The 17,205-nt window shown below is 60.4% G+C and carries 17 protein-coding genes; 6 read left to right on the top strand and 11 right to left on the bottom strand.

The annotated features are described in order from the left end of the window. Positions 1-24: 24 nt before the first annotated feature. From FSV73_RS03880 to FSV73_RS03865, 4 genes are all read right to left on the bottom strand, one after another. Complete coding sequence (locus FSV73_RS03880; RefSeq protein ID WP_145004077.1) at positions 25-279, bottom strand: DUF2790 domain-containing protein; 255 nt, start codon at positions 277-279, stop codon at positions 25-27. A gap of 480 nt (positions 280-759) precedes the next feature. Next, positions 760-1,533, bottom strand: a complete 774-nt coding sequence (locus FSV73_RS03875; RefSeq protein WP_145004074.1) for a glycine betaine ABC transporter substrate-binding protein — start codon at positions 1,531-1,533, stop codon at positions 760-762. Positions 1,534-1,568: 35 nt separating this feature from the next. Next, positions 1,569-2,576 (bottom strand): zinc-binding alcohol dehydrogenase family protein, encoded by a 1,008-nt coding sequence (locus FSV73_RS03870; protein WP_145004071.1) that lies wholly within the window; start codon positions 2,574-2,576, stop codon positions 1,569-1,571. A gap of 159 nt (positions 2,577-2,735) precedes the next feature. Next, positions 2,736-3,635: a LysR family transcriptional regulator gene (locus tag FSV73_RS03865; protein ID WP_145004228.1), complete on the bottom strand. Its 900-nt coding sequence runs from the start codon at positions 3,633-3,635 to the stop codon at positions 2,736-2,738. A 99-nt stretch (positions 3,636-3,734) separates the two neighbouring features. Between FSV73_RS03865 and FSV73_RS03860 the strand changes: the two genes are divergently transcribed. Next, positions 3,735-4,829, top strand: coding sequence for an SMP-30/gluconolactonase/LRE family protein (locus FSV73_RS03860; RefSeq protein WP_222119436.1), 1,095 nt, complete (start codon positions 3,735-3,737; stop codon positions 4,827-4,829). 73 nt (positions 4,830-4,902) lie between these two features. Here the strand turns inward: FSV73_RS03860 and FSV73_RS03855 are convergent, their stop codons facing one another. From FSV73_RS03855 to FSV73_RS03845, 3 genes are all read right to left on the bottom strand, one after another. Further along, entirely contained in the window at positions 4,903-5,253 is a 351-nt protein-coding gene (locus tag FSV73_RS03855) for a putative quinol monooxygenase (protein WP_145004065.1), read from the bottom strand. Positions 5,254-5,729: 476 nt separating this feature from the next. Then, a complete protein-coding gene (locus FSV73_RS03850) occupies positions 5,730-6,851 on the bottom strand; it encodes a hypothetical protein (RefSeq protein WP_145004062.1) in 1,122 nt (373 codons plus the stop codon). A gap of 368 nt (positions 6,852-7,219) precedes the next feature. After that, positions 7,220-8,086: a LysR family transcriptional regulator gene (locus FSV73_RS03845; protein ID WP_145004059.1), complete on the bottom strand. Its 867-nt coding sequence runs from the start codon at positions 8,084-8,086 to the stop codon at positions 7,220-7,222. 105 nt (positions 8,087-8,191) lie between these two features. On the opposite strand from FSV73_RS03845, the gene FSV73_RS03840 reads away from it, so the two are divergent. The 3 genes from FSV73_RS03840 to FSV73_RS03830 all read left to right on the top strand — a co-directional run bounded on the left by FSV73_RS03840 (position 8,192) and on the right by FSV73_RS03830 (position 11,067). After that, positions 8,192-9,319, top strand: a complete 1,128-nt coding sequence (locus FSV73_RS03840) for a mandelate racemase/muconate lactonizing enzyme family protein (protein WP_145004056.1) — start codon at positions 8,192-8,194, stop codon at positions 9,317-9,319. A 22-nt stretch (positions 9,320-9,341) separates the two neighbouring features. Next, positions 9,342-10,268 carry a 2-hydroxyacid dehydrogenase gene (locus FSV73_RS03835; protein ID WP_145004053.1) on the top strand — a complete coding sequence of 309 codons (927 nt, stop codon included), beginning with the start codon at positions 9,342-9,344 and terminating at the stop codon, positions 10,266-10,268. A 124-nt stretch (positions 10,269-10,392) separates the two neighbouring features. Beyond that, positions 10,393-11,067 carry an RraA family protein gene (locus FSV73_RS03830; RefSeq protein ID WP_145004050.1) on the top strand — a complete coding sequence of 225 codons (675 nt, stop codon included), beginning with the start codon at positions 10,393-10,395 and terminating at the stop codon, positions 11,065-11,067. Positions 11,068-11,304: 237 nt separating this feature from the next. On the opposite strand, the gene FSV73_RS03825 is transcribed toward FSV73_RS03830, so the two are convergent. The 4 genes from FSV73_RS03825 to FSV73_RS03810 form a co-directional block, all read right to left on the bottom strand. Next, positions 11,305-12,111, bottom strand: coding sequence for an AraC family transcriptional regulator (locus FSV73_RS03825; RefSeq protein ID WP_145004048.1), 807 nt, complete (start codon positions 12,109-12,111; stop codon positions 11,305-11,307). A gap of 110 nt (positions 12,112-12,221) precedes the next feature. Then, the gene (locus FSV73_RS03820) at positions 12,222-13,469 is read right to left on the bottom strand and encodes an NAD(P)/FAD-dependent oxidoreductase (protein WP_145004045.1); all 1,248 of its coding nucleotides are present in this window, start codon (positions 13,467-13,469) and stop codon (positions 12,222-12,224) included. Next, the gene (locus FSV73_RS03815; protein ID WP_145004041.1) at positions 13,466-14,434 is read right to left on the bottom strand and encodes an ornithine cyclodeaminase family protein; all 969 of its coding nucleotides are present in this window, start codon (positions 14,432-14,434) and stop codon (positions 13,466-13,468) included. The genes FSV73_RS03820 and FSV73_RS03815 overlap by 4 nt, the downstream gene beginning before the upstream one ends. 664 nt (positions 14,435-15,098) lie before the next feature. Continuing rightward, complete coding sequence (locus tag FSV73_RS03810; protein WP_145004038.1) at positions 15,099-15,824, bottom strand: SDR family NAD(P)-dependent oxidoreductase; 726 nt, start codon at positions 15,822-15,824, stop codon at positions 15,099-15,101. A 104-nt stretch (positions 15,825-15,928) separates the two neighbouring features. Between FSV73_RS03810 and FSV73_RS03805 the strand changes: the two genes are divergently transcribed. After that, positions 15,929-16,306 carry a winged helix-turn-helix transcriptional regulator gene (locus FSV73_RS03805; RefSeq protein ID WP_145004036.1) on the top strand — a complete coding sequence of 126 codons (378 nt, stop codon included), beginning with the start codon at positions 15,929-15,931 and terminating at the stop codon, positions 16,304-16,306. A 294-nt stretch (positions 16,307-16,600) separates the two neighbouring features. Beyond that, complete coding sequence (locus FSV73_RS03800) at positions 16,601-16,819, top strand: hypothetical protein (protein ID WP_145004033.1); 219 nt, start codon at positions 16,601-16,603, stop codon at positions 16,817-16,819. Positions 16,820-17,205 lie beyond the last annotated feature (386 nt).

Below are 17,205 nucleotides of genomic sequence, written 5' to 3'. Positions count from 1 at the left end.
CCGGCACCTGGCATGGGCAAGGCGTCAATTCTCGTTGTAGCAACCAGTACCATACGCCAGGTAGTCCAGCACATGCTCCTGGCCGGCGTGATCCAGGTAATCGAGGTGGGCCGGGACGATGCCGCAGCGCGAAGCCAGGTCGGTCTGGCTGACGACCTTGTCGATGTCGAGGTGGGCGAAGAAGCCAGGCTTGTCGTGGATGGGGGTGGCACTGCTGGTATCCGCCAGCGCAGAGCCGCTAAGGATCAGGCCAACGATACCGAGAATGAGCGCTTTCATGGTGAGTCCTCTTGAGTGGGGCAGCGTTTTGCTGACCGGGCCACTGTAGGAGGGCAGGAGGGACTGCAGGCTGACCTGCGGATGACAAAAGCGTCATGGGTGCTGTCCTGCCGCGCGACACCAAAAGCCTGGGAATCGCGGCAACCGCCTGGTGGAGCGCGCGGTACCCTGGCTGAACAGGGGTGGCAGTGCCACAGCGCTGGACGAGCCTAGCGGGGCAGCGGATGGCTTGCCCCTGTTCCAGCGGCTAACGTGACAGCGGCGACCGCCTCGGTCAGTGCGAGGCGGCCGACCTTCACCGCTTACTGCTGCTCGGGTGGATAGCAGGATCCTGGCTGTCAGCTCGCTGTCGATGGAGATGCCGAGCGGGTAATCCCCAGGCGCGCCTGGGCACGTTCGGCTGCCATGCGCGCCTGTCCGTCCATCCAAACCCGCTGTCTGCGCTCCTCCGCCAGCTGTTGCTGCCTGGTACGGCTGAGTTTATTGATGCCGCTGCATCCATCGCTCCGCGGCCGCATGGGGCGAGAGGTCTTCGTAACGGCACCCATGGTCAAGCTGACTGATCACCGCATTGCCCGGTCGCAGCTGCCGCAGGTCTTCGATCAGGGGGCCGGGTAGTTTCTCCAGCAGATCGTTGGCGACAATCAGTGTCGCTTCGTCTCGTCCACCCAGAAGCCCAAGGGGATCCTCGAGTGCGCGGATGGCATAGCGATGATGAAGGAACTGGGGATGCCATAGCGGCACGACGAACCATTCCTTGGCTGCATAGGAGCGCTGGTATCTGTCGAAGCAGGTTGTGCCCGCACCCTCGGCAAAGAAATACCCTTCACTGTCGAGACCGTACTGCTGGATGATCGCTTTGGAAAATCGGCTGATTCCCGCCCCGGCGTTGATGCCCTGGATGCAGCGACTCGTTGCTTTCAGTATTTCCGGCTTCGTCAAGTCCGTTATGCTCTTGAGTGCATGCTCGGGTATGTAGTCAGGGACACCCCAGATGCAATAGGGCTCATAAAGAACGGTAACCTTGCTATTCGGTCGCTTCAGCGCTGCCAGATAGGCGCCATGACTGGCGGGTAACCAGGCCGAAACGAGAATGTCGACGCGAGCGGCATCGAATCGCTGAAACGTTTCTTCATGGGGAGCTTTGTCGATCTCCACCTGGAAGCCGTAACGCTCGAATATGACCTGAATGAGCGCGGCACTCACGGCATGAAAGCTGAGATCGATGCAGCCTAATCGAATGAGCTGGGTCATGGATGATTCCCGTGTGGTAAAGGATTCAGGGTGAGCTAAAAACCTTCGAGAACGATTTTTCCCCGCGATCTTCCGCTTTCGATGAGCGCGTGGGCGCGCTTGAGGTTCTTTGCGTTGATCCTGCCGAAATGCGCGGTGGCAGTCGTTTTAATGATGCCTTGGTCGATCAGCGCGGCGACCTTGTTGAGTAGTTCGTGCTGTTTTATCAGGTCGGGTGTCTGATAAAGGCCGCGGGTAAACATGAGCTCCCAGTGTAGAGAAAGACATTTTCTCTTCAATAATGAAACGTCGAGCTGCTGGGGGTCGTCGATCAGTGCAAGTTTGCCTTGGGGAGTGAGCAGGTCTACGATTTGACCAAGGTACTTGTCGGTATGCGTGAGGCTTACTGCGTAGTTGAAAAGGTGACCATCGGGTAGCGTCAGCTGATCGGCCAGCGGCAGATTGTGGTTGATGACATGGTGTGCTCCCAGTTCCTTTACCCACGCCGTGGTTTCCGGGCGTGATGCCGTCCCCACGATCGTCAGCTTGGTTAGTTTTCGAACCAGCTGAGTAAGTATCGAGCCGACTCCGCCCGCGGCACCAATGATAAGCAAGTATTGACCTTCTCCGTCGCCTTCCCTTATGGACAGTCGGTCAAACAGCAGCTCCCAGGCAGTGATCGATGTAAGCGGTAGGGCCGCCGCGTGGGCGTTGTCTATCGTCCGGGGTTTCCTTCCAGCCATTCGCTCGTCGACCAGGTGGAATTCGCTATAGCACCCAGGCCGATCGATGGCGCCCGCGTAGAAAACTTCGTCGCCCACTTTGAATAAGGACACATCCTTGCCGATTTCTCGGACGATACCGACGGCGTCCCAGCCCAGGACACGAGGACCGTTGGTAGCGCCGCCCTGTCTGACTTTCGTATCAACCGGATTTACCGAGAGGGCAGCGACTTCTACCAGCAGGTCTCTATCCTTCGGAACTGGCTTTTCGAGCGTTTCTTCATACAGGGCCTGCGGGTCTTCGAGCGGGAGACCTGCCTGCCGGAACACTATGGCTTTCATCGATTATCGCCTTGCAGAGTGGTGGGTGGCCCAAGACTAGCAGCACGACTCCAAAACGATTTTCAAGAAAACCGGGTAAATTCTTCTTGATTGTGAAGAAGCTGTTGGCCGTTTGAGTGGTGCCTGCTTGTTAGATTCAGGCTGCCGACTTATGGACTGCTAACCTTCATAGGCGCTGAACTTTTCTCCGAGGAATTGCTTGAGTTTTTGTATGGGCAAGGTAAGCGACTTTCTATGCGCGCACACGAGTTGCAGCGGTGCCGGCTGTCCCAGCACCTCAGGCAGGAGTTCGATCAATCTGCCGGCCTTTATATCTTCCAGTACGTCTATCCTCGATTTGTAGATGATTCCTCGCCCAGCGACCGCCCATCGCCTTACTACATCGGCGTCATTACTGGTTCTGTCACCGTTGACGTGTATGCTTTTCGTTTCCCCATTCTCCTCGAACACCCAGCGATCATGGGTCTGCTCTCCCATCACGTAGCGCAAGCAATTGAACCTGACGAGCTCCTCAGGACAGGACGGATAACCATGCTCTCTTAAAAAGCCGGGGGAGGCGCAGAGCGTTCGACGATTGAGCGGTGCCAGGGATAGCGATACCAGGCTGGAATCAGCCAGTTGGCCATATCTGAGGGTGGCGTCCAGGTGCTCGCTATAGAGGTCGGCAACCTGATCGCTTATTCGAAGTTGAAAACGAAGTTTAGGGTAGAGCGCTTGAAACTCGTCTAGCCAGGGCAGAATGACGTTACGACCAATATCCGAAGGCATGGATAGCTTGAGGGTTCCGGCAATCTCGGCTTGATCGGTTGCCAGGGCTTGTTCCCCATTGTCCAGTGCGCTCAGAACGTCCATCGCATGGGGAAGATAGCGTTCGCCATCGTCACTCATGCGTAGGCTTCGCGTTGAACGTACGAACAGCCTGACGTCCAAGATGCCTTCCAAACGCTGGATAGCGCCACTGGCCAGTGCTGGTGAAATGTTGAGTATACGAGCCGCAGCGGAAAAACTGCCTGCTGATGCACTCGTGACAAACACTTGAAGGTCATCGACGCGGACGATTTTATTCATTTTGTGGAAATTCTTTAGCGGCTGGAAGGGGTTTTTTAGTCTGTCTAGAAAGACAACCATTGCCTATTCATGTCAGGTGAGGAATATGCAGTGCGTAAGATCAAGAGAATTAGCCTGTTTGCGTTGTTCGCATCCTTTGGTGCCATGACTCCGGTCCTGGCTGAGACCGCTTCGCCAACCCTGCAGACCGTCGCGCAGTCGCATACGGATGTGTGGAATGCGGTCGCCGTGGATGCCAACGGCGAACTCTATGTGTCGGGCCCTACCTGGATGGGGGTGACGGGGCCGTCGGTATCCAAGCTGGACGCCGCCGGTAAGGCGACGCCGTTCCCCAATGCCCGGTGGAATAGTAGGTCCGGTGAGATACCTCCTGCGGAGAGGTTCATCAATGTGAACGCGATGCGCTTCGGCACTGATGGGAATCTTTGGATAGTGGATGCCGGTGTTACCGGGTTTGGTGGATCCGTGGTGCCGGGCGGTGCGAAGGTCGTGGTGATAAATCCGCGAACGAACGTCATCGTCAGGGTTTATACCCTCAGTGAGCACATTGCAAAAGACGGCAGCTATATCGATGACATTCGCCTGAACCAGGGTCACGCCTACTTGACCGATGCGGGTAATCCGGGCGTTGTCGTCTTGGACCTCAACACGGGTGCTGCGCGTAGGGTGCTCGATAATAGCGCCGCTGTTCGAGCGCCGGCCGATAGAAGGATCATAGTGGACGAAAAAATCCTCCACGCACCGAATGGCCAGCCACTCCAGGTTCATGCCGATCCGCTGGAAGTTTCTGGCGATGGCCAGTGGCTCTATTTCGCTTCTTTGGAAGGGCCTTGGTACCGCATTCGGACGGCGTTGCTTGATGACGCCACTCGAACCGATGCGGAGGTGGAGCAGGGCGTCGAGTTTTGGCGTGACCTTCCCCCGGTCGGCGGCACTGTCATGGATAAGCAGGGTAACTTTTATTATAGTGATCTCGCGGAGAACAGCGTAAAGCGAATTACTGTGGCTGGCAAAGTCGAGGTGGTTGTAAAGGATCGTCGACTTCACTGGGTAGATGCGCCCGCCATCGACAGTAAAGGGTTCTTGTATCTCCCCGCGGCCCAGGTGGATCGCGTAGGATTGTTCAATGATGGAGTTTCCAAGGTTGAATGGCCAATAAGGGTCTATCGAATTAACCTGAAGTAAAGGGCTATGTAGCGCATCGGTCTCGGTCGAGCCTAAGTATTTCTGCTCAGGCTCGACAGTTATTGTCGGGTTGCTAGGGAAGCCTGTCACCAATCCAGAAATGTGGCTCGTACACCGCGGGCTGCGCATTTGTGGACTCGATGGTCACTGCGACTACACAGCTGACACTCGCCTTGCTTTTGATCAGGCTATCGAGATCGGCTTTTTCTGGGCTCGTTTCATGGCGCGATAAAGCCTCCTCATTTCGCCATCCCTCGATCACGATCCACTCGTTTGTCTGGCTTAGGGTGGCGTAGAGTTGTGAGAAGGTGCAGCCCGGTTTGTTACCTGCGATCTGCACTAGTCGCATGAGGTTGGCAAATACTTCGCGGTTGCAATCGGAAGTTGCGGTAATCTTTCTTATTGCTATCAGCGTGTCTTTCATTCGAGCATCCGCCGTCGCCCAGGGGTACGTGAAGAGTGCCCTCCGGCGCTCCTCCTCGACACCAGCCCCTCGCTGAAACTGTTTCCTGGTTTTCTTGAAAGACCGCCGTTAGCTGCCGAGATGACCTCGAACTTTGGCGCCGAGTTGCGCTGACCTCGAACTATGAACATTCAAATTCTCAAGGTGCTGCTTGGTCAGCTTTCCTGGCGCTTATAACGTGGCGTGACAACCTGTACGCCTGCGGAGCGCGGTGGGGAACAGGACGCTCGGCACGATACGTCATGACTGGTCCGCGACGCGTCTAGCCTCGGGCCTACCGCGAAATGACCTGTCCTCGCGGCAGCCAGCGGCCTCTCTGCGGTCACAGCGCGATGGCGAGGAGTGCAAGGATCCAGAAAGGCGGCACTCCTGCCTGCCAGGTATCGGCAACGATGGGCGACTACAGCTCGATAAGAGTTCTGACGAACCCAAGACACTTAGTTGTTCAAGAGCATGTTTTGAGAGTACCGCGATCCTTCGATCCGGACCGGGTTGCCGCTGACCAGATTCACCTCCACCTTGCTGAGGAAGTAGCTGTCCGCGCCGCAGCTGCTCGATACCGGTACGCTATCGAGGGTGTGGTAGATCTTTTGATGATGGGCGTCAGTGGTGATCGCCGTGCGCTGGAACCCGCTGCTTGGGTAGTAGGACGTAGCACAGGGTACCGAGGAGCCGGTGGACATCTGATAGACGACCAGGCGGCTGTTGACCACGCTGCCGAGGCCTTTCTGGTCGGGCGTCCCGTAGGCATATTCCGGACAGGAGCCGGTGCCGTCGTAGCAGACGGTCATTTCGATGTCGCCTATGGCCTTGATCGACGTCACGCCGGGGGCGGGCGTCCAGCGCGCGGAGCGCAGTGCATACTCGTTCGAACCCGCAGGCAGCTTCAGGCCGAGGTGCACGGACTTCCTGCAGTAGGTGGTGGTATTTTTGTCATCATCCACATCGTCGCCCGCGCGGTTCCTGCATTGGCTGCCGGCGTCACCCAGGCGCCCCGCCTTTTGCGCGAGCGCATAGTCACTCTCGTCGTTCTCCGTTCCCCAGGCAGCGCCCTGGACACCACTGGCCCAGCTTAGGTAGGTGTTCGAATCGCCGCTGAGCAGCGTCCAGGAATTGCTGCTCAGAGCCCCATCACCTCTGAGGTTGCGACCCTGGAGCTTACAGGTGTAGGTGCCCGCGCTTGCCGGAACGAAGAGGTATCTCACGTCTTCCTGAAGTTGGCCCTTGGGGTTGCCGTAGGCGTCATTGCCTTCATGATTGCGCGTGCTCCACAGATACTCGGTGCCACAGGCGATCCTCAGCCCCAGCATCAGATTACCCGTCGTGTCGCTGGTGGCGGTCCCGCGGGCGAACAGGTAGAAGGGCTCGCCGGCAGCGAGTTTCTTGGTCACCTCGATATAACCATGGGCAGCGTCGCCGCCGACGTCCAGGGTTTGGCCATCGGCGCGATAGGCTTGGGGTTCCAGCAGGGCGAGTGCGGCATGGGCGGCAGGCGCCATGGCAGCGGCGGCGACGGCCAGCAGGCTGGCGGCCCGCCAGTACGGGGGAGGAGTGTCCATCGAGTTATCCCTTCATCGAGTGGGTCGGAGCGGTCCGTCCGCCTATGGAGCTAGCGCAACGATAGTCGTCAGACGAATCCCTTGCTAGCGACGAATCCTGCAGGCGCCGGGACGACGACCAACGGCGCGGATTTACCTGGTGCCGCTGGTTCGGGGCAAGAAGTCGGGAACAGGTATTACCACCCGGCAGGATGCTGGAGACCGGCGCACAGCCTGCTACCCCGCGTTGGATCGACAGCAGCGGTGGAGGTGAAGCTTCGCCGTTAGGAGCTGCTTCCTCTGCCACGGCTCTACGAGGACGAGGTCGGATACCACTTCGATAGCCCGGGCGCCTGATGATGATACGAAGGCGTTCCTCGAGCGGTGCGTCACACCGCCTTGGTCAACTCATACAGGGCTCTGGCGAGCGGTGACCGAGCCGATTGGCGTAGCCAGACCAATCCCACCCTGCGCGAAGGGTAGGGCGCTGGAAGCTTCCAGCGTTTCGTGCGGGCATCGGGTGACCCCGCTACCGGCCAGTCTGGAAGGATGGAAACCCCAAACCCCTCGGCTACCAATTGAGCAATATGCTCGATGCCATCCAGCTCGAAACGAACCCGTGGCTGGATGCCGTGGCCGCGCAAATAATCATCGGCCATTCGTCCGGCGACCACGTTTCTGTCGTACTGGATGAAGGGCTCCCGTGCCGCCGTCCGCAGGACGTCGCGAACCTTCATCTCCGCGGGCGTGAGCAGCATGAGTGGCTCTTCCCGTAGCGGCTGCCAGAAACAGGTCTTGTCCAGGGCGAAGGTGGGGTGGACCAGGATGGCTGCATCCAATTGGCCAGACATGACCCGTTGCAGCAGCGTGGCCGAGGTCCCCGGCTCGATGAATATCTGCGTTTCTGGATAGGCGCTCATCCATCGCCTGAGGATGGCGGGCAGCAACCCCGTCAGCGCGGTCGGTGTAGCGCCCAGTAGCAGGGGCCCTGCTGGCAGGGCCGTATCGGATGCCGCCGAGCGCAGATCCCTGACGCCCCGAAGGACATCACGCGCCTGCTCGACGATGCGCGCGCCCACCACCGTTGGCTTCACCGTACGCCCGACCCGCATGACCAGTTCGCAGCCGAGGTCGGCTTCCAGCGCCTTCATCTGCTGGGTGATGGTCGTGGGTGCCAGGTTCAGCCTGCGAGCTGCGCCAGCAATCGAGCCGCTTTCCACCACGGCGATGAAGCTATTGAGAAATCGGGTATCCATTCGACGTATTTTACGTCATCTGAACGCGCTGACTGCAGGTTTTTTGGATTCCTTCTGACGGGCAAAGTCTCTGGACCGAATCCGTTGAAGACCTGAGGAAAAACCGTGGCCATCATCCAATCCATCGACGTCTGTGTCGCTCGCATACCCCTCGACAAGGTCACCTACCTGGCCAATCGTACCGTGGTTGATCGTCACTATGGCCTGGTCAAGATCCGCAGCAGCGACGGCGTGGAAGGCATTGGCTTCTGCTATGTGGGCAATGCCGCTGGCGAGCTGTTCCGCGTGGCGGTGGAGCAGTTGCTGGCACCCGTGATCATTGGCCGCGACTCCCTGGCGGTCGAAGGGCTGTGGAAGGAGATGTACCAGGAAGCCTTGCTGCAGGGGCGCATGGGCACCGTGATGCGCGCCCTCAGTGCCTTGGACATCGCCCTCTGGGACCTGAATGCTCGGACTGCCAGTCTGCCCCTGCACCAGTACCTGGGTGCGGTCGAGCTGGAAACCGTGCCGGCCTACGCCAGCGGTGGCTACTATGTGGACGGCAAGACCGCGGACCAGGTTGGCGAAGAGATGGCCAGCTATGTGGAGCAGGGCTTCACGGCGGTGAAGATGAAGACGGGGCGCTGGAGTCCGGCAGGCGAAGAGTCACGGGTCAAGGCGGCGCGCGAGGCCATTGGCCCCGACGTCGAGCTGATGCTGGACTGCAACAATGGCTGGATCGATACCGTCCAGGCGATGCAATACCTGCGTCGCTTCGAGCAGTACGATCCCTATTTCATCGAAGAGCCCTTCAGCCCGGATGACATCGAAAGTCATGCGCGCCTGGCGAAGCTGACCCGCATTCCGGTGGCGACCGCCGAAATCGGTTATGGCCGCTGGTACCACAAACAACTGCTCGACATGGGCGGTGCCGCCATTCTGCAAACCGACGCCGCCGTCTGCGGTGGCATCACCGAATGGCGGCGAATCGCCGCGATGGCCTCCGGCTACGGAATCCAGATGTGCCCGCACTGGTTCCACGACGTGCATGCTCCCTTGGTCGCCGCGACCCAGAACGCGCGGTATGTCGAATTCTTCTGGGATGACCAGGTGCTGAATTTCCGGCGATTGCTGGATCGCCAGATGACGCAAAAGAATGGCCACGTCGTCCTGCACCAGACCCCGGGATTGGGCTTTGACTTCGATGAAGCCCAGGTTGCCAAGTACGGCCGCTGGACATCGGTCTCTTCATAAGATAGGCCACTGGGAGAACATCATGTCCCTACCAAACGTACTCCAGGTTGGCGAATTTCCCTCCGCGCAACAGCAGGTCATCGATGCCGAGCTGCAGCGCCATACCGAGGAGGATTTGCAGCGGAGTCCAGCGCTGGCAGACGTCATAGAGGCCGTCCTGACCCGGAGTAGTTATCAACTACCCGCTGGATTGGTGAGCCAACTGCCCAAGCTGAAGATAATTTCGACTTCGGGTGTGGGTTTTGACGGTATCCCGCTCGACGCGGCGCGTACTGCCGGTGTGGTGGTAACCCATACGCCAGGGGTGCTGGATGCAGCGGTGTGTGAACTTGCCATTGGACTGCTGCTGTCACTGTTGCGACGGATACCGTCCGCTGACCGATTTGTCCGCGACGGCAGTTGGGAACACCAGCTTTTTCCACTGGCGTCGAGTCTCGCTGGAAAGCGGGTGGGCATCGTGGGGCTAGGGCGTATCGGACAAGGGATAGCGCGTCGTCTGTCCACCTTCGACGTGGATATCGCCTACTGCGGAGAGGAGGTAAAAAACGCGCCCTATACCTTCATGAGTGATCTGCAAGAGCTCGCGACCTTTGCCGACATTCTCATCCTGTGCTGCCCTGGTGGGGAAAAGACCCACCACCTCATCAATGGCTCGATCCTGTCCTGCCTCGGTGCCAGGGGTGTGTTGATCAACGTATCGCGAGGCACGGTGGTAAATGAAGCTGATCTTATCGAGGCACTCGAACGCCGGTCGATACGAGGCGCCGCACTGGATGTTTTCGAGAAAGAGCCGCTAATCGGGTCCAGACTGGCCGCGCTGGATAACGTGATCCTCACCCCGCACCTAGGGTCTGCGACTGAAGAAACCAGGCACGCCAAGCTGCGCCTTGCCCTGGATAACATCCATCAGGTGCTGGCTGGGCAAGAGCCACTTACGCCCGTGCCGTAGCGGCGGCGTCTCGCTCGGTCAGTCCCTGCCCGGTCTTGATCATCGGAAAGCTACCAAACATAAGGTTTCGCCACCGCTTTACCCGCACCAGCGGCATCCAACAATGCTCACAAGGAAAATGCCCATGACCATCGGATTCAGAGTTCTCAACGCCCAACGCAAGGTCGCCGCCGATTGGGTGGCGCGCTACCGCGAGATCCCGGTCGCGAATGTCAGCGACTCCATGAACCGGATGACCGCCGGAGGCTCGCGCCTGCGCCCCATGCATCGGCAAGGCTTGCTGGCCGGACCGGCCCTGACGGTGAAGACGCGCCCAGGCGACAACCTTATGCTGCACTATGCCCTGAACATCGCCCAGCCAGGTGACGTCATCGTGGTGGATGCCGGCGGTGACCTGACCAACTCCCAGCTGGGCGAAATCATGGTCTCCTACGCGGTCAAGCGAGGGGTGGCCGGCATCGTGGTCGACGGTGCCATTCGCGATGTGGCCAGTATCGGCGCTGGAGACTTCCCGCTGTTTGCCGCCGGTGTTTCCCACCGGGGGCCGTACAAGGATGGTCCAGGGGAGATCAACGTGCCCATCGCCATCGACGGTATGGTCATCGAGCCGGGCGACCTGATCCTCGGTGACGACGATGGCCTGCTCTGCGTGCCCTACGATCACGTGGCCGACGTCTACGACCGCGCCTTCGCCAAGCATGCCGCTGAGGCGCAGCAGATGAAGCAGATCGCCGAAGGGTCGAATGACCGCAGCTGGGTATTGGCCGCGCTCAAGCAGAAGGGCTGCGCGTTACCCTAGTGCGGCTATGCGAGGAAAAGGCAGCCATGAGCTGCCTATTCTCAATGGCTAGCTAGCCGGTGGCGATAGCAGTTCCAGCGTGAAAGCTCGTTAATCGATCTACCCCTCGCGAAAATGAAGGGTGAGGCACTAACCGAACGAGCGATGAGTCGCTCGATTGCTGGAACCACCAGGCTTCTTTCAAGCCGCCCTTCAAGGCTATTACTTGCGCGGTTGAAGAGAGAGCTCAGGCAGCGCTTAGTCTTTGAGTGCCACTTTCTGGTCACTTTTTCGAAAGACGCCAGGGGCTACACCTACGTGACGTCGAAAGGCTTTACTGAAGCTACTTAGCTCGATATAGCCTACTCGTAAGGCAATGTGTTCAAGCCGTAGCGATGAGCCTCTTAGTAGTTGCATGGCCAAGAGCATGCGCCGCCGCGTCACGAACTGCATGGGGGAGCAGCCAACCAGGGTCTTGACCGCGACGAAGCAGTGGCTTTCGCTCAGGTAGAACGCCGCGGCTAGATCGGTGACGCCGATAGGCTCGGCGATATGAGCATCCACCCAGGCACGCAGGGCCTCCAAGCTGATCCTGGAGCGCTGCAGGCTTTGCCTGGTCGGCGAGCTTTCACCTACCACGATTTCGGTCAGCAGGCTGGCGATCAACTGGTTGCGCACGGCTGGTACCTGCAGCCGATCGAGTCGTCCTTGAGCGGCACTCCAGTCAAGCAAGCCAATCAAGGCCGCGGATGGTCGGAACAGACTGGCCGTGGCACCCAGGCCCAGGCAGTCAGCCGAGGCGCCAGACGCCTGACGCAGCGCCTGGATGAAAGGATCGTCCTGCTGATAATCCAGTACCAGTACGCGGCAGTTGGCATCGCGCCCGGCATAGCAGTGACGCTCACCTTGGGGAAGGAGGCCTACGGCGCCTCGTACCAGAGGCGCGGAGGCGGTGGCGAGCTCGCAATCCATCCGCCCACTCAGGCCGATCATCACCTGCTGGTAATCGTGGACGTGTTCGCCCGAGGTTTCGGCGATGGCATTGATATGAAGCGAGGTCTGCACGATGCATCCCAACGACGGCGAAAGGCCCGAGCCTGACTATATACCCCGTTCGGGCCAGGCCGGTCATCCATGCCGCGCCGCACGTCGGTCGCCGTATCGCCAGCGCACTCTCAGCTGAACCGAGCCAGGCGAAACGGCTGGCAGTCGATGGCCGGTGGCGTCGCCAGCAGCTTGCTGGCGATCAGCTCCGCAGTGATTGCGGCTTGCGTCAGTCCAAGATGCTGGTTGCCAAAGGCGAGGCCCACCCGGTCTGCCAGGACGTCGATGATCGGGAGGGAGTCCGGCAACGTGGGCCGCATGCCCATCCAGGGTGTGGCGCCTCCTAGCTCATGCTGCAGCTGTGGCAACAAGGATTGGGCATGATGTCTCAAGGTTGCCAGCCGTGCTGGCTGCGGGGGCAATAGCGTCCCGCCCAACTCACTGATCCCCACGACGCGAAGGCCAGTGTCCAGGGGGCTCAGAAAGATCCGTCGCTCTATCGGACAGACGGGGCGATTGATGACCCCTTTGCTGGTGCACTGCAGGTGATAACCCCGTTCGGCCATCAGGGGGATGTGTATACCCAGCGGGGAGAGCAGCGAAGCACTGTGGGCACCGGTGCAAACCGCTACTTTGGCGTAGGCTTCCCAACGCCCGTTCATTAACAGGCGCGGCGCCAGCGCTCCGCAGTCCAGCCGTTCTACCCGCTGTTGCGACCACCTTCCACCGTGCCCTATGAACGCCTCGAACAATGCCGTGCACAGCCAGGCAGGGTCGCGCATCCGCCAGGCGTGGCGAAAGTGGAGCCCATGGTGGAAGCGGCCTGCCAATGCCGGCTCCAGGGAGTCGATAGCCGCCGCATCGACGACCTCGACCTCAAGACCCCACCGCCGTAGGTGAGTGGCTTCATGCCGGGCGGCGCTCATCCCTTGCGCCTTCTCCCAGGCGAGTAGATAACCGGATTGCACGAGCAGGTCCTGACGACCGATGAAGGTCAAGCAATCGATCCAGCTTTGTACGGCCCGGCTGTTCAACGCGGCGAGCGCGTGACGATGCGCAACCACGCGCTCACCTTGAGCTGCCTGAAGGAAGCGTGCCAGCCAGGGCAAGGCCGCTAACCGGTTGCCGGACGGTACCTTCAACGGGCCGTGTGGATGTAGCAGGAGCTTAGGTGCGGTCTTGAGCGTGGCCCAGGTCGACAGTGGATCGATGGATTCCGTGGCCAGGAAGCCCGCATTGCCGGACGAAGCCCCCGAGCCCGGTGCATTGACGTCGATCAGCGTGACGGCTTGGCCGCGTCGTCGCAGCTGCAAGGCGGTACAGAGGCCCAGGAGTCCGGCACCGATTACCGCCACCGTATTCCTCGACGGAGTCTTCATGTTCTAGGCTCGATGCTATGGCGCTGGTAGGCGAGGATCGCCGCCGCCAGGTCCTCCAGGCTGGCGCCCACGGACTTGAACAAGGTCAAGGCGGTATCAGGATTCGGTAAGGCGGAACGTCCAAGATGCTGGCCTGCGCACAGCTGGCTCAGTTCTGCCTGTAGGTGGTCAGGCCCGATGACGCCCGCCGCGATCGGGATGATGAGGTCGCCGGTCTCGGCGAGGGCGCCTGCACGGGTATCGACGAACAGCGCGCAGCGCTGGACCGCCGTATCGTCCGCCTCTCGCATGTGCGGAGTGAAACTGCCGACGAGATCCAGATGCACACCTGGCTGCAACCATTCGCCCTGGATGATGGGATCGGTCGCCAAGGTCGCGCAGCTGATGATGTCCGCCGCCGCAACGGCCGTGGGCAGATCTTTCTGCTCGACGACGACCGCCTCGATACCCTCGCACTGCAGCTCTTGCACAAAGGATTGCGCGGCTAACCGTGAGCGATTGTAGACGGCGACCTTTTGGATGGGGCGTACTACCCGGTGGGCACGCACCAGATAGCGACCCATCCGTCCGGCTCCCACCATGAGCAGGTGATCCGCGTCCGGTCGGGAAAGAAAGCGTGATGCCAGGGCGGAGACGGCGGCGGTACGGCGCGCCGTCAGCTCGTTGCCATCGAACTGGGCTAACGGACGACCATCAACCGCGCTGCTCAACAGATAGTGGCTGCTGAGGCCCGGTAGGTTGCGCGTATTGTTTCCGGGAAAGACGGTGACCTGTTTGACGCCCAGGAAGACACCCTCTATCCACGCCGGCATGAGCAGCAACGTCGCGTCGGGTGCGCCAGGAACCTGGATACGGTGGTGGTGACGCACGGGTGATTGGACCGTCTTGGTAAAGGTCTCCGCCAAGGCCTCTATCAGTTCAGGCCAGGGCAGCGCGAGGGCGAGTTCTTGGGCGTCGAGATACATGGGCGGTTCGCTGTCCGAAGTGACGAGGTCCTCATACCTTCCCATCCGGCCCGCCTTGTGGCGTTGTCCGAACCTACCCTTTTCCGGGAGAAAACTACGGCGAGCGGAAGCCCGCTATCACGGTAAGCGGTTTTGGCCCTATAGGGGCCGGCCAAGTACCCCCTTCCAGCGTCAGCTGGCAGGCACTGGTGCTGCTGGACGATGGCCGCGGGTTGGGCACTGTCGGAGTTACCAGGCCAGGCGCCGAGCGGGGCCTTAGGATGCCTCGATAGAGAAAAGACACCGGCAGCGGACGCAGGCCGGGCCGGTGATGAGCAGACCGAGAAGATGCCGGGAATGAGCGCTTTCATGGTGAGTCCTTTTGAGTGGGGCAGCGTGTTGCCAACCGGGCCACTGTAGGAGGGCAGGGGGGACGTCATACTGACGGACGGATGAAAATTCCCTCACGATGGCCCCTCATCAAGGCGAGGAGTGGCCGTTCGCGTGAGGGCCGCTAACCGTGCAGGGAAGCAAGCTGGCTGACGAGGCGGTGACGGCAACCCACCTGCCAGGATCGGTAAGCGAAGCCCGCCACGGTGGGCGAGTCCGGTCAGCCCATTCGACGCCCCTAGGCCGATGGGCTCCGACCAAGACACGTCTCATATTGGTGTGCCGGACGCCCTGGTCACACCTGCGCCATACCACCGTCGACCGGCAGCTCAGCCCCGGTGATGAAGCTACTCTGATCGCTCACGAGGAATAGCGCGGCCGCAGCGACTTCGTCGGCGCGAGCCATTCGGCCGAGTGGGATCAGCTGCGTCAGCGTCGCGCGGATGTCATCCGATGCCGCCGCCATCATGGCCGTGTCCGTGGGGCCAGGCGCGACGACGTTGACGCGGATGTTGCGCGGCGCCAGCTCGTTGGCCCAGGTTCGCGCGAAGGAGCGGACGGCGGCCTTGGTCGCGCCATAGACGCCATAGCCTTGGGTGCCGATCGCTGCGGCGATCGAGCCCACCACTACGATGGCGCCACCATTTGGCATGATCGCGGTTGCGGCTTTGGCGGAGAACAGCAGGGCGCGTACGTTGAGGCCGAAGGTGCGGTCGAAGTGGTCTTCGCTGATGGCGTCGAGCATCGCGAATTCCGAGATGCCGGCGTTGAGCGCAAGGACATCTACTCGTCCCACCTCTTCGTTCACGGTCTCGAAGAAGGCGGTGAGAGCCGCCACGTCGGATGCATCGACGCGACGCTCACGGAGCCTGCCGGCGCCGACCTCGACGTCGCTCGCCTGGGCGCGCCTACTGGTCGCGTAGACAGTGGCGCCTTCCGCGGCGAAGCGTTGGGCTATGGCGCCGCCAATGCCGCCATTACCGCCGACGACCACTGCGATCTTTCCAGCAAGAGTGCTCATAAGTCCTCACGAGAGTGATGTGGCTGACCAGGAGCGACGGTATCATTCCTATATCTAATCACAAGAACTCACCTGCTGGTGCCTAGATATACAGGGGGATACTCATGGGCAAAGATGTGCTCGAACTACCGCTCGATGTCACCGCCACGCGGCCCATCCTCGAACATATCGCCAACAAGTGGACGGTGCTGATCCTCAGCGTCCTGTGCACGCAGCCGGCGCGGTTCAATGACCTCAAGCGCCGCCTCGATGGCATCACGCATAAATCGCTGTCCGATGCCTTGAAGCGGCTGGAACGCACCGGCTTGATCAGTCGCAAGGTGCTGCCTACGCAACCGATTGGCGTCGAATACACCATTACGCCGCTGGGCTGTTCGCTCCGTGAGCCCTTTGCGGCCCTTTACAGCTGGTCGCTGGCCAACGGGCCGGCGATGGAAGAGGCGCAGCGTGCTTACGATGCTTCCAGAGAGGATGCGGGGTAGGGTGAGGTGAGGTAGCAGGCCAGCCGAGTCGACATGGCCGAACCGTGTTTCGGGGAGTGAGCGTCGGCGCTCGGCGCTCGGCGCGCAGGAGCACCGGGAGCGGGCGGAATAGGAACGCTGACGATGGTGTCTGGCGAATTGCGCTCATCCAGCCTGCGACGCGCTGTGCTCTGCACCGCTCGGGTAATGATATCGACATCTCATACGATAACGGCTGCGACAAGATAGGGCCTCGGTAATGATGGCGTTACGCTATCTTTGGGTTGGCGGCGGCGCTACTGGAGTACGGGTGCCATGAGCATCAATGATGAAGAGCTGGGCAGGCGATTGAAGCTGGTCGAGGGGATGAGCGCGATCACGGTCATGGATCGCGCGCGGGCAGATCGAAACTTCATGAGCACAGTCATCCTGGCACTCGAAGAGTGTGGTGTGGATGATCGCACCGACGAGGAGAACGCCCTGCTCGAGTGGGCGCGCTCCTTTCAGCGTCAGCAGGAGGGCCGCGATGAGTGAGGCGGCTGGCCAGTCACCACCCGCCTGAACGGAGAGGCTGCCAGCACCCGCTCGCAGGGCTTCGTCCCTTGCCACCCTGGGCCTTCTCGCCGCATCCGCCGGCATGACTAGGGCGCGATGGTAGATCGCGTGCTCAACCTCAAAGGTGATCGAGCAGATTGGAGGGCTGATCCTGGAGAGGCTTTCAAGTACGTCTACAGTCAGCCTATTCGAGCTGGGCATGAGTGTTATGTCCCAGCCTTGCGTTCCGCTATCTTCCGCTGAGCGGCAGGATACGGTCCGCACCCGCTCAGCCGAGGACGCCACCATGATCACGGATTGCGCCGGGGCCGGCGCGTACGGACCGGCAATTGACTAACACTGGAGAGCGCCGCCATCGTCCAGCT

This window comes from Pseudomonas oryzihabitans (genome assembly GCF_007665395.1).
Classification (GTDB): Bacteria; Pseudomonadota; Gammaproteobacteria; order Pseudomonadales; family Pseudomonadaceae; genus Chryseomonas; species Chryseomonas psychrotolerans_C.
Note: the sequence above shows the minus strand (reverse complement) of the source record. Positions and strands in the feature narration are given on the sequence as shown.

Excerpts from the sequence above, each read along its gene's own strand:
- FSV73_RS03835 (WP_145004053.1), top strand. The coding sequence starts at position 9,342 with ATGTCCCTACCAAACGTACTCCAGGTTGGCGAATTTCCCTCCGCGCAA.
- FSV73_RS03800 (WP_145004033.1), top strand. The coding sequence starts at position 16,601 with ATGAGCATCAATGATGAAGAGCTGGGCAGGCGATTGAAGCTGGTCGAG.
- FSV73_RS03870 (WP_145004071.1), bottom strand. The coding sequence starts at position 2,576 with ATGAAAGCCATAGTGTTCCGGCAGGCAGGTCTCCCGCTCGAAGACCCG.
- FSV73_RS03805 (WP_145004036.1), top strand. The coding sequence starts at position 15,929 with ATGGGCAAAGATGTGCTCGAACTACCGCTCGATGTCACCGCCACGCGG.
- FSV73_RS03850 (WP_145004062.1), bottom strand. The coding sequence starts at position 6,851 with ATGGACACTCCTCCCCCGTACTGGCGGGCCGCCAGCCTGCTGGCCGTC.
- FSV73_RS03875 (WP_145004074.1), bottom strand. The coding sequence starts at position 1,533 with ATGACCCAGCTCATTCGATTAGGCTGCATCGATCTCAGCTTTCATGCC.
- FSV73_RS03845 (WP_145004059.1), bottom strand. The coding sequence starts at position 8,086 with ATGGATACCCGATTTCTCAATAGCTTCATCGCCGTGGTGGAAAGCGGC.
- FSV73_RS03855 (WP_145004065.1), bottom strand. The coding sequence starts at position 5,253 with ATGAAAGACACGCTGATAGCAATAAGAAAGATTACCGCAACTTCCGAT.
- FSV73_RS03820 (WP_145004045.1), bottom strand. The coding sequence starts at position 13,469 with ATGAAGACTCCGTCGAGGAATACGGTGGCGGTAATCGGTGCCGGACTC.
- FSV73_RS03810 (WP_145004038.1), bottom strand. The coding sequence starts at position 15,824 with ATGAGCACTCTTGCTGGAAAGATCGCAGTGGTCGTCGGCGGTAATGGC.
- FSV73_RS03830 (WP_145004050.1), top strand. The coding sequence starts at position 10,393 with ATGACCATCGGATTCAGAGTTCTCAACGCCCAACGCAAGGTCGCCGCC.
- FSV73_RS03815 (WP_145004041.1), bottom strand. The coding sequence starts at position 14,434 with ATGTATCTCGACGCCCAAGAACTCGCCCTCGCGCTGCCCTGGCCTGAA.
- FSV73_RS03880 (WP_145004077.1), bottom strand. The coding sequence starts at position 279 with ATGAAAGCGCTCATTCTCGGTATCGTTGGCCTGATCCTTAGCGGCTCT.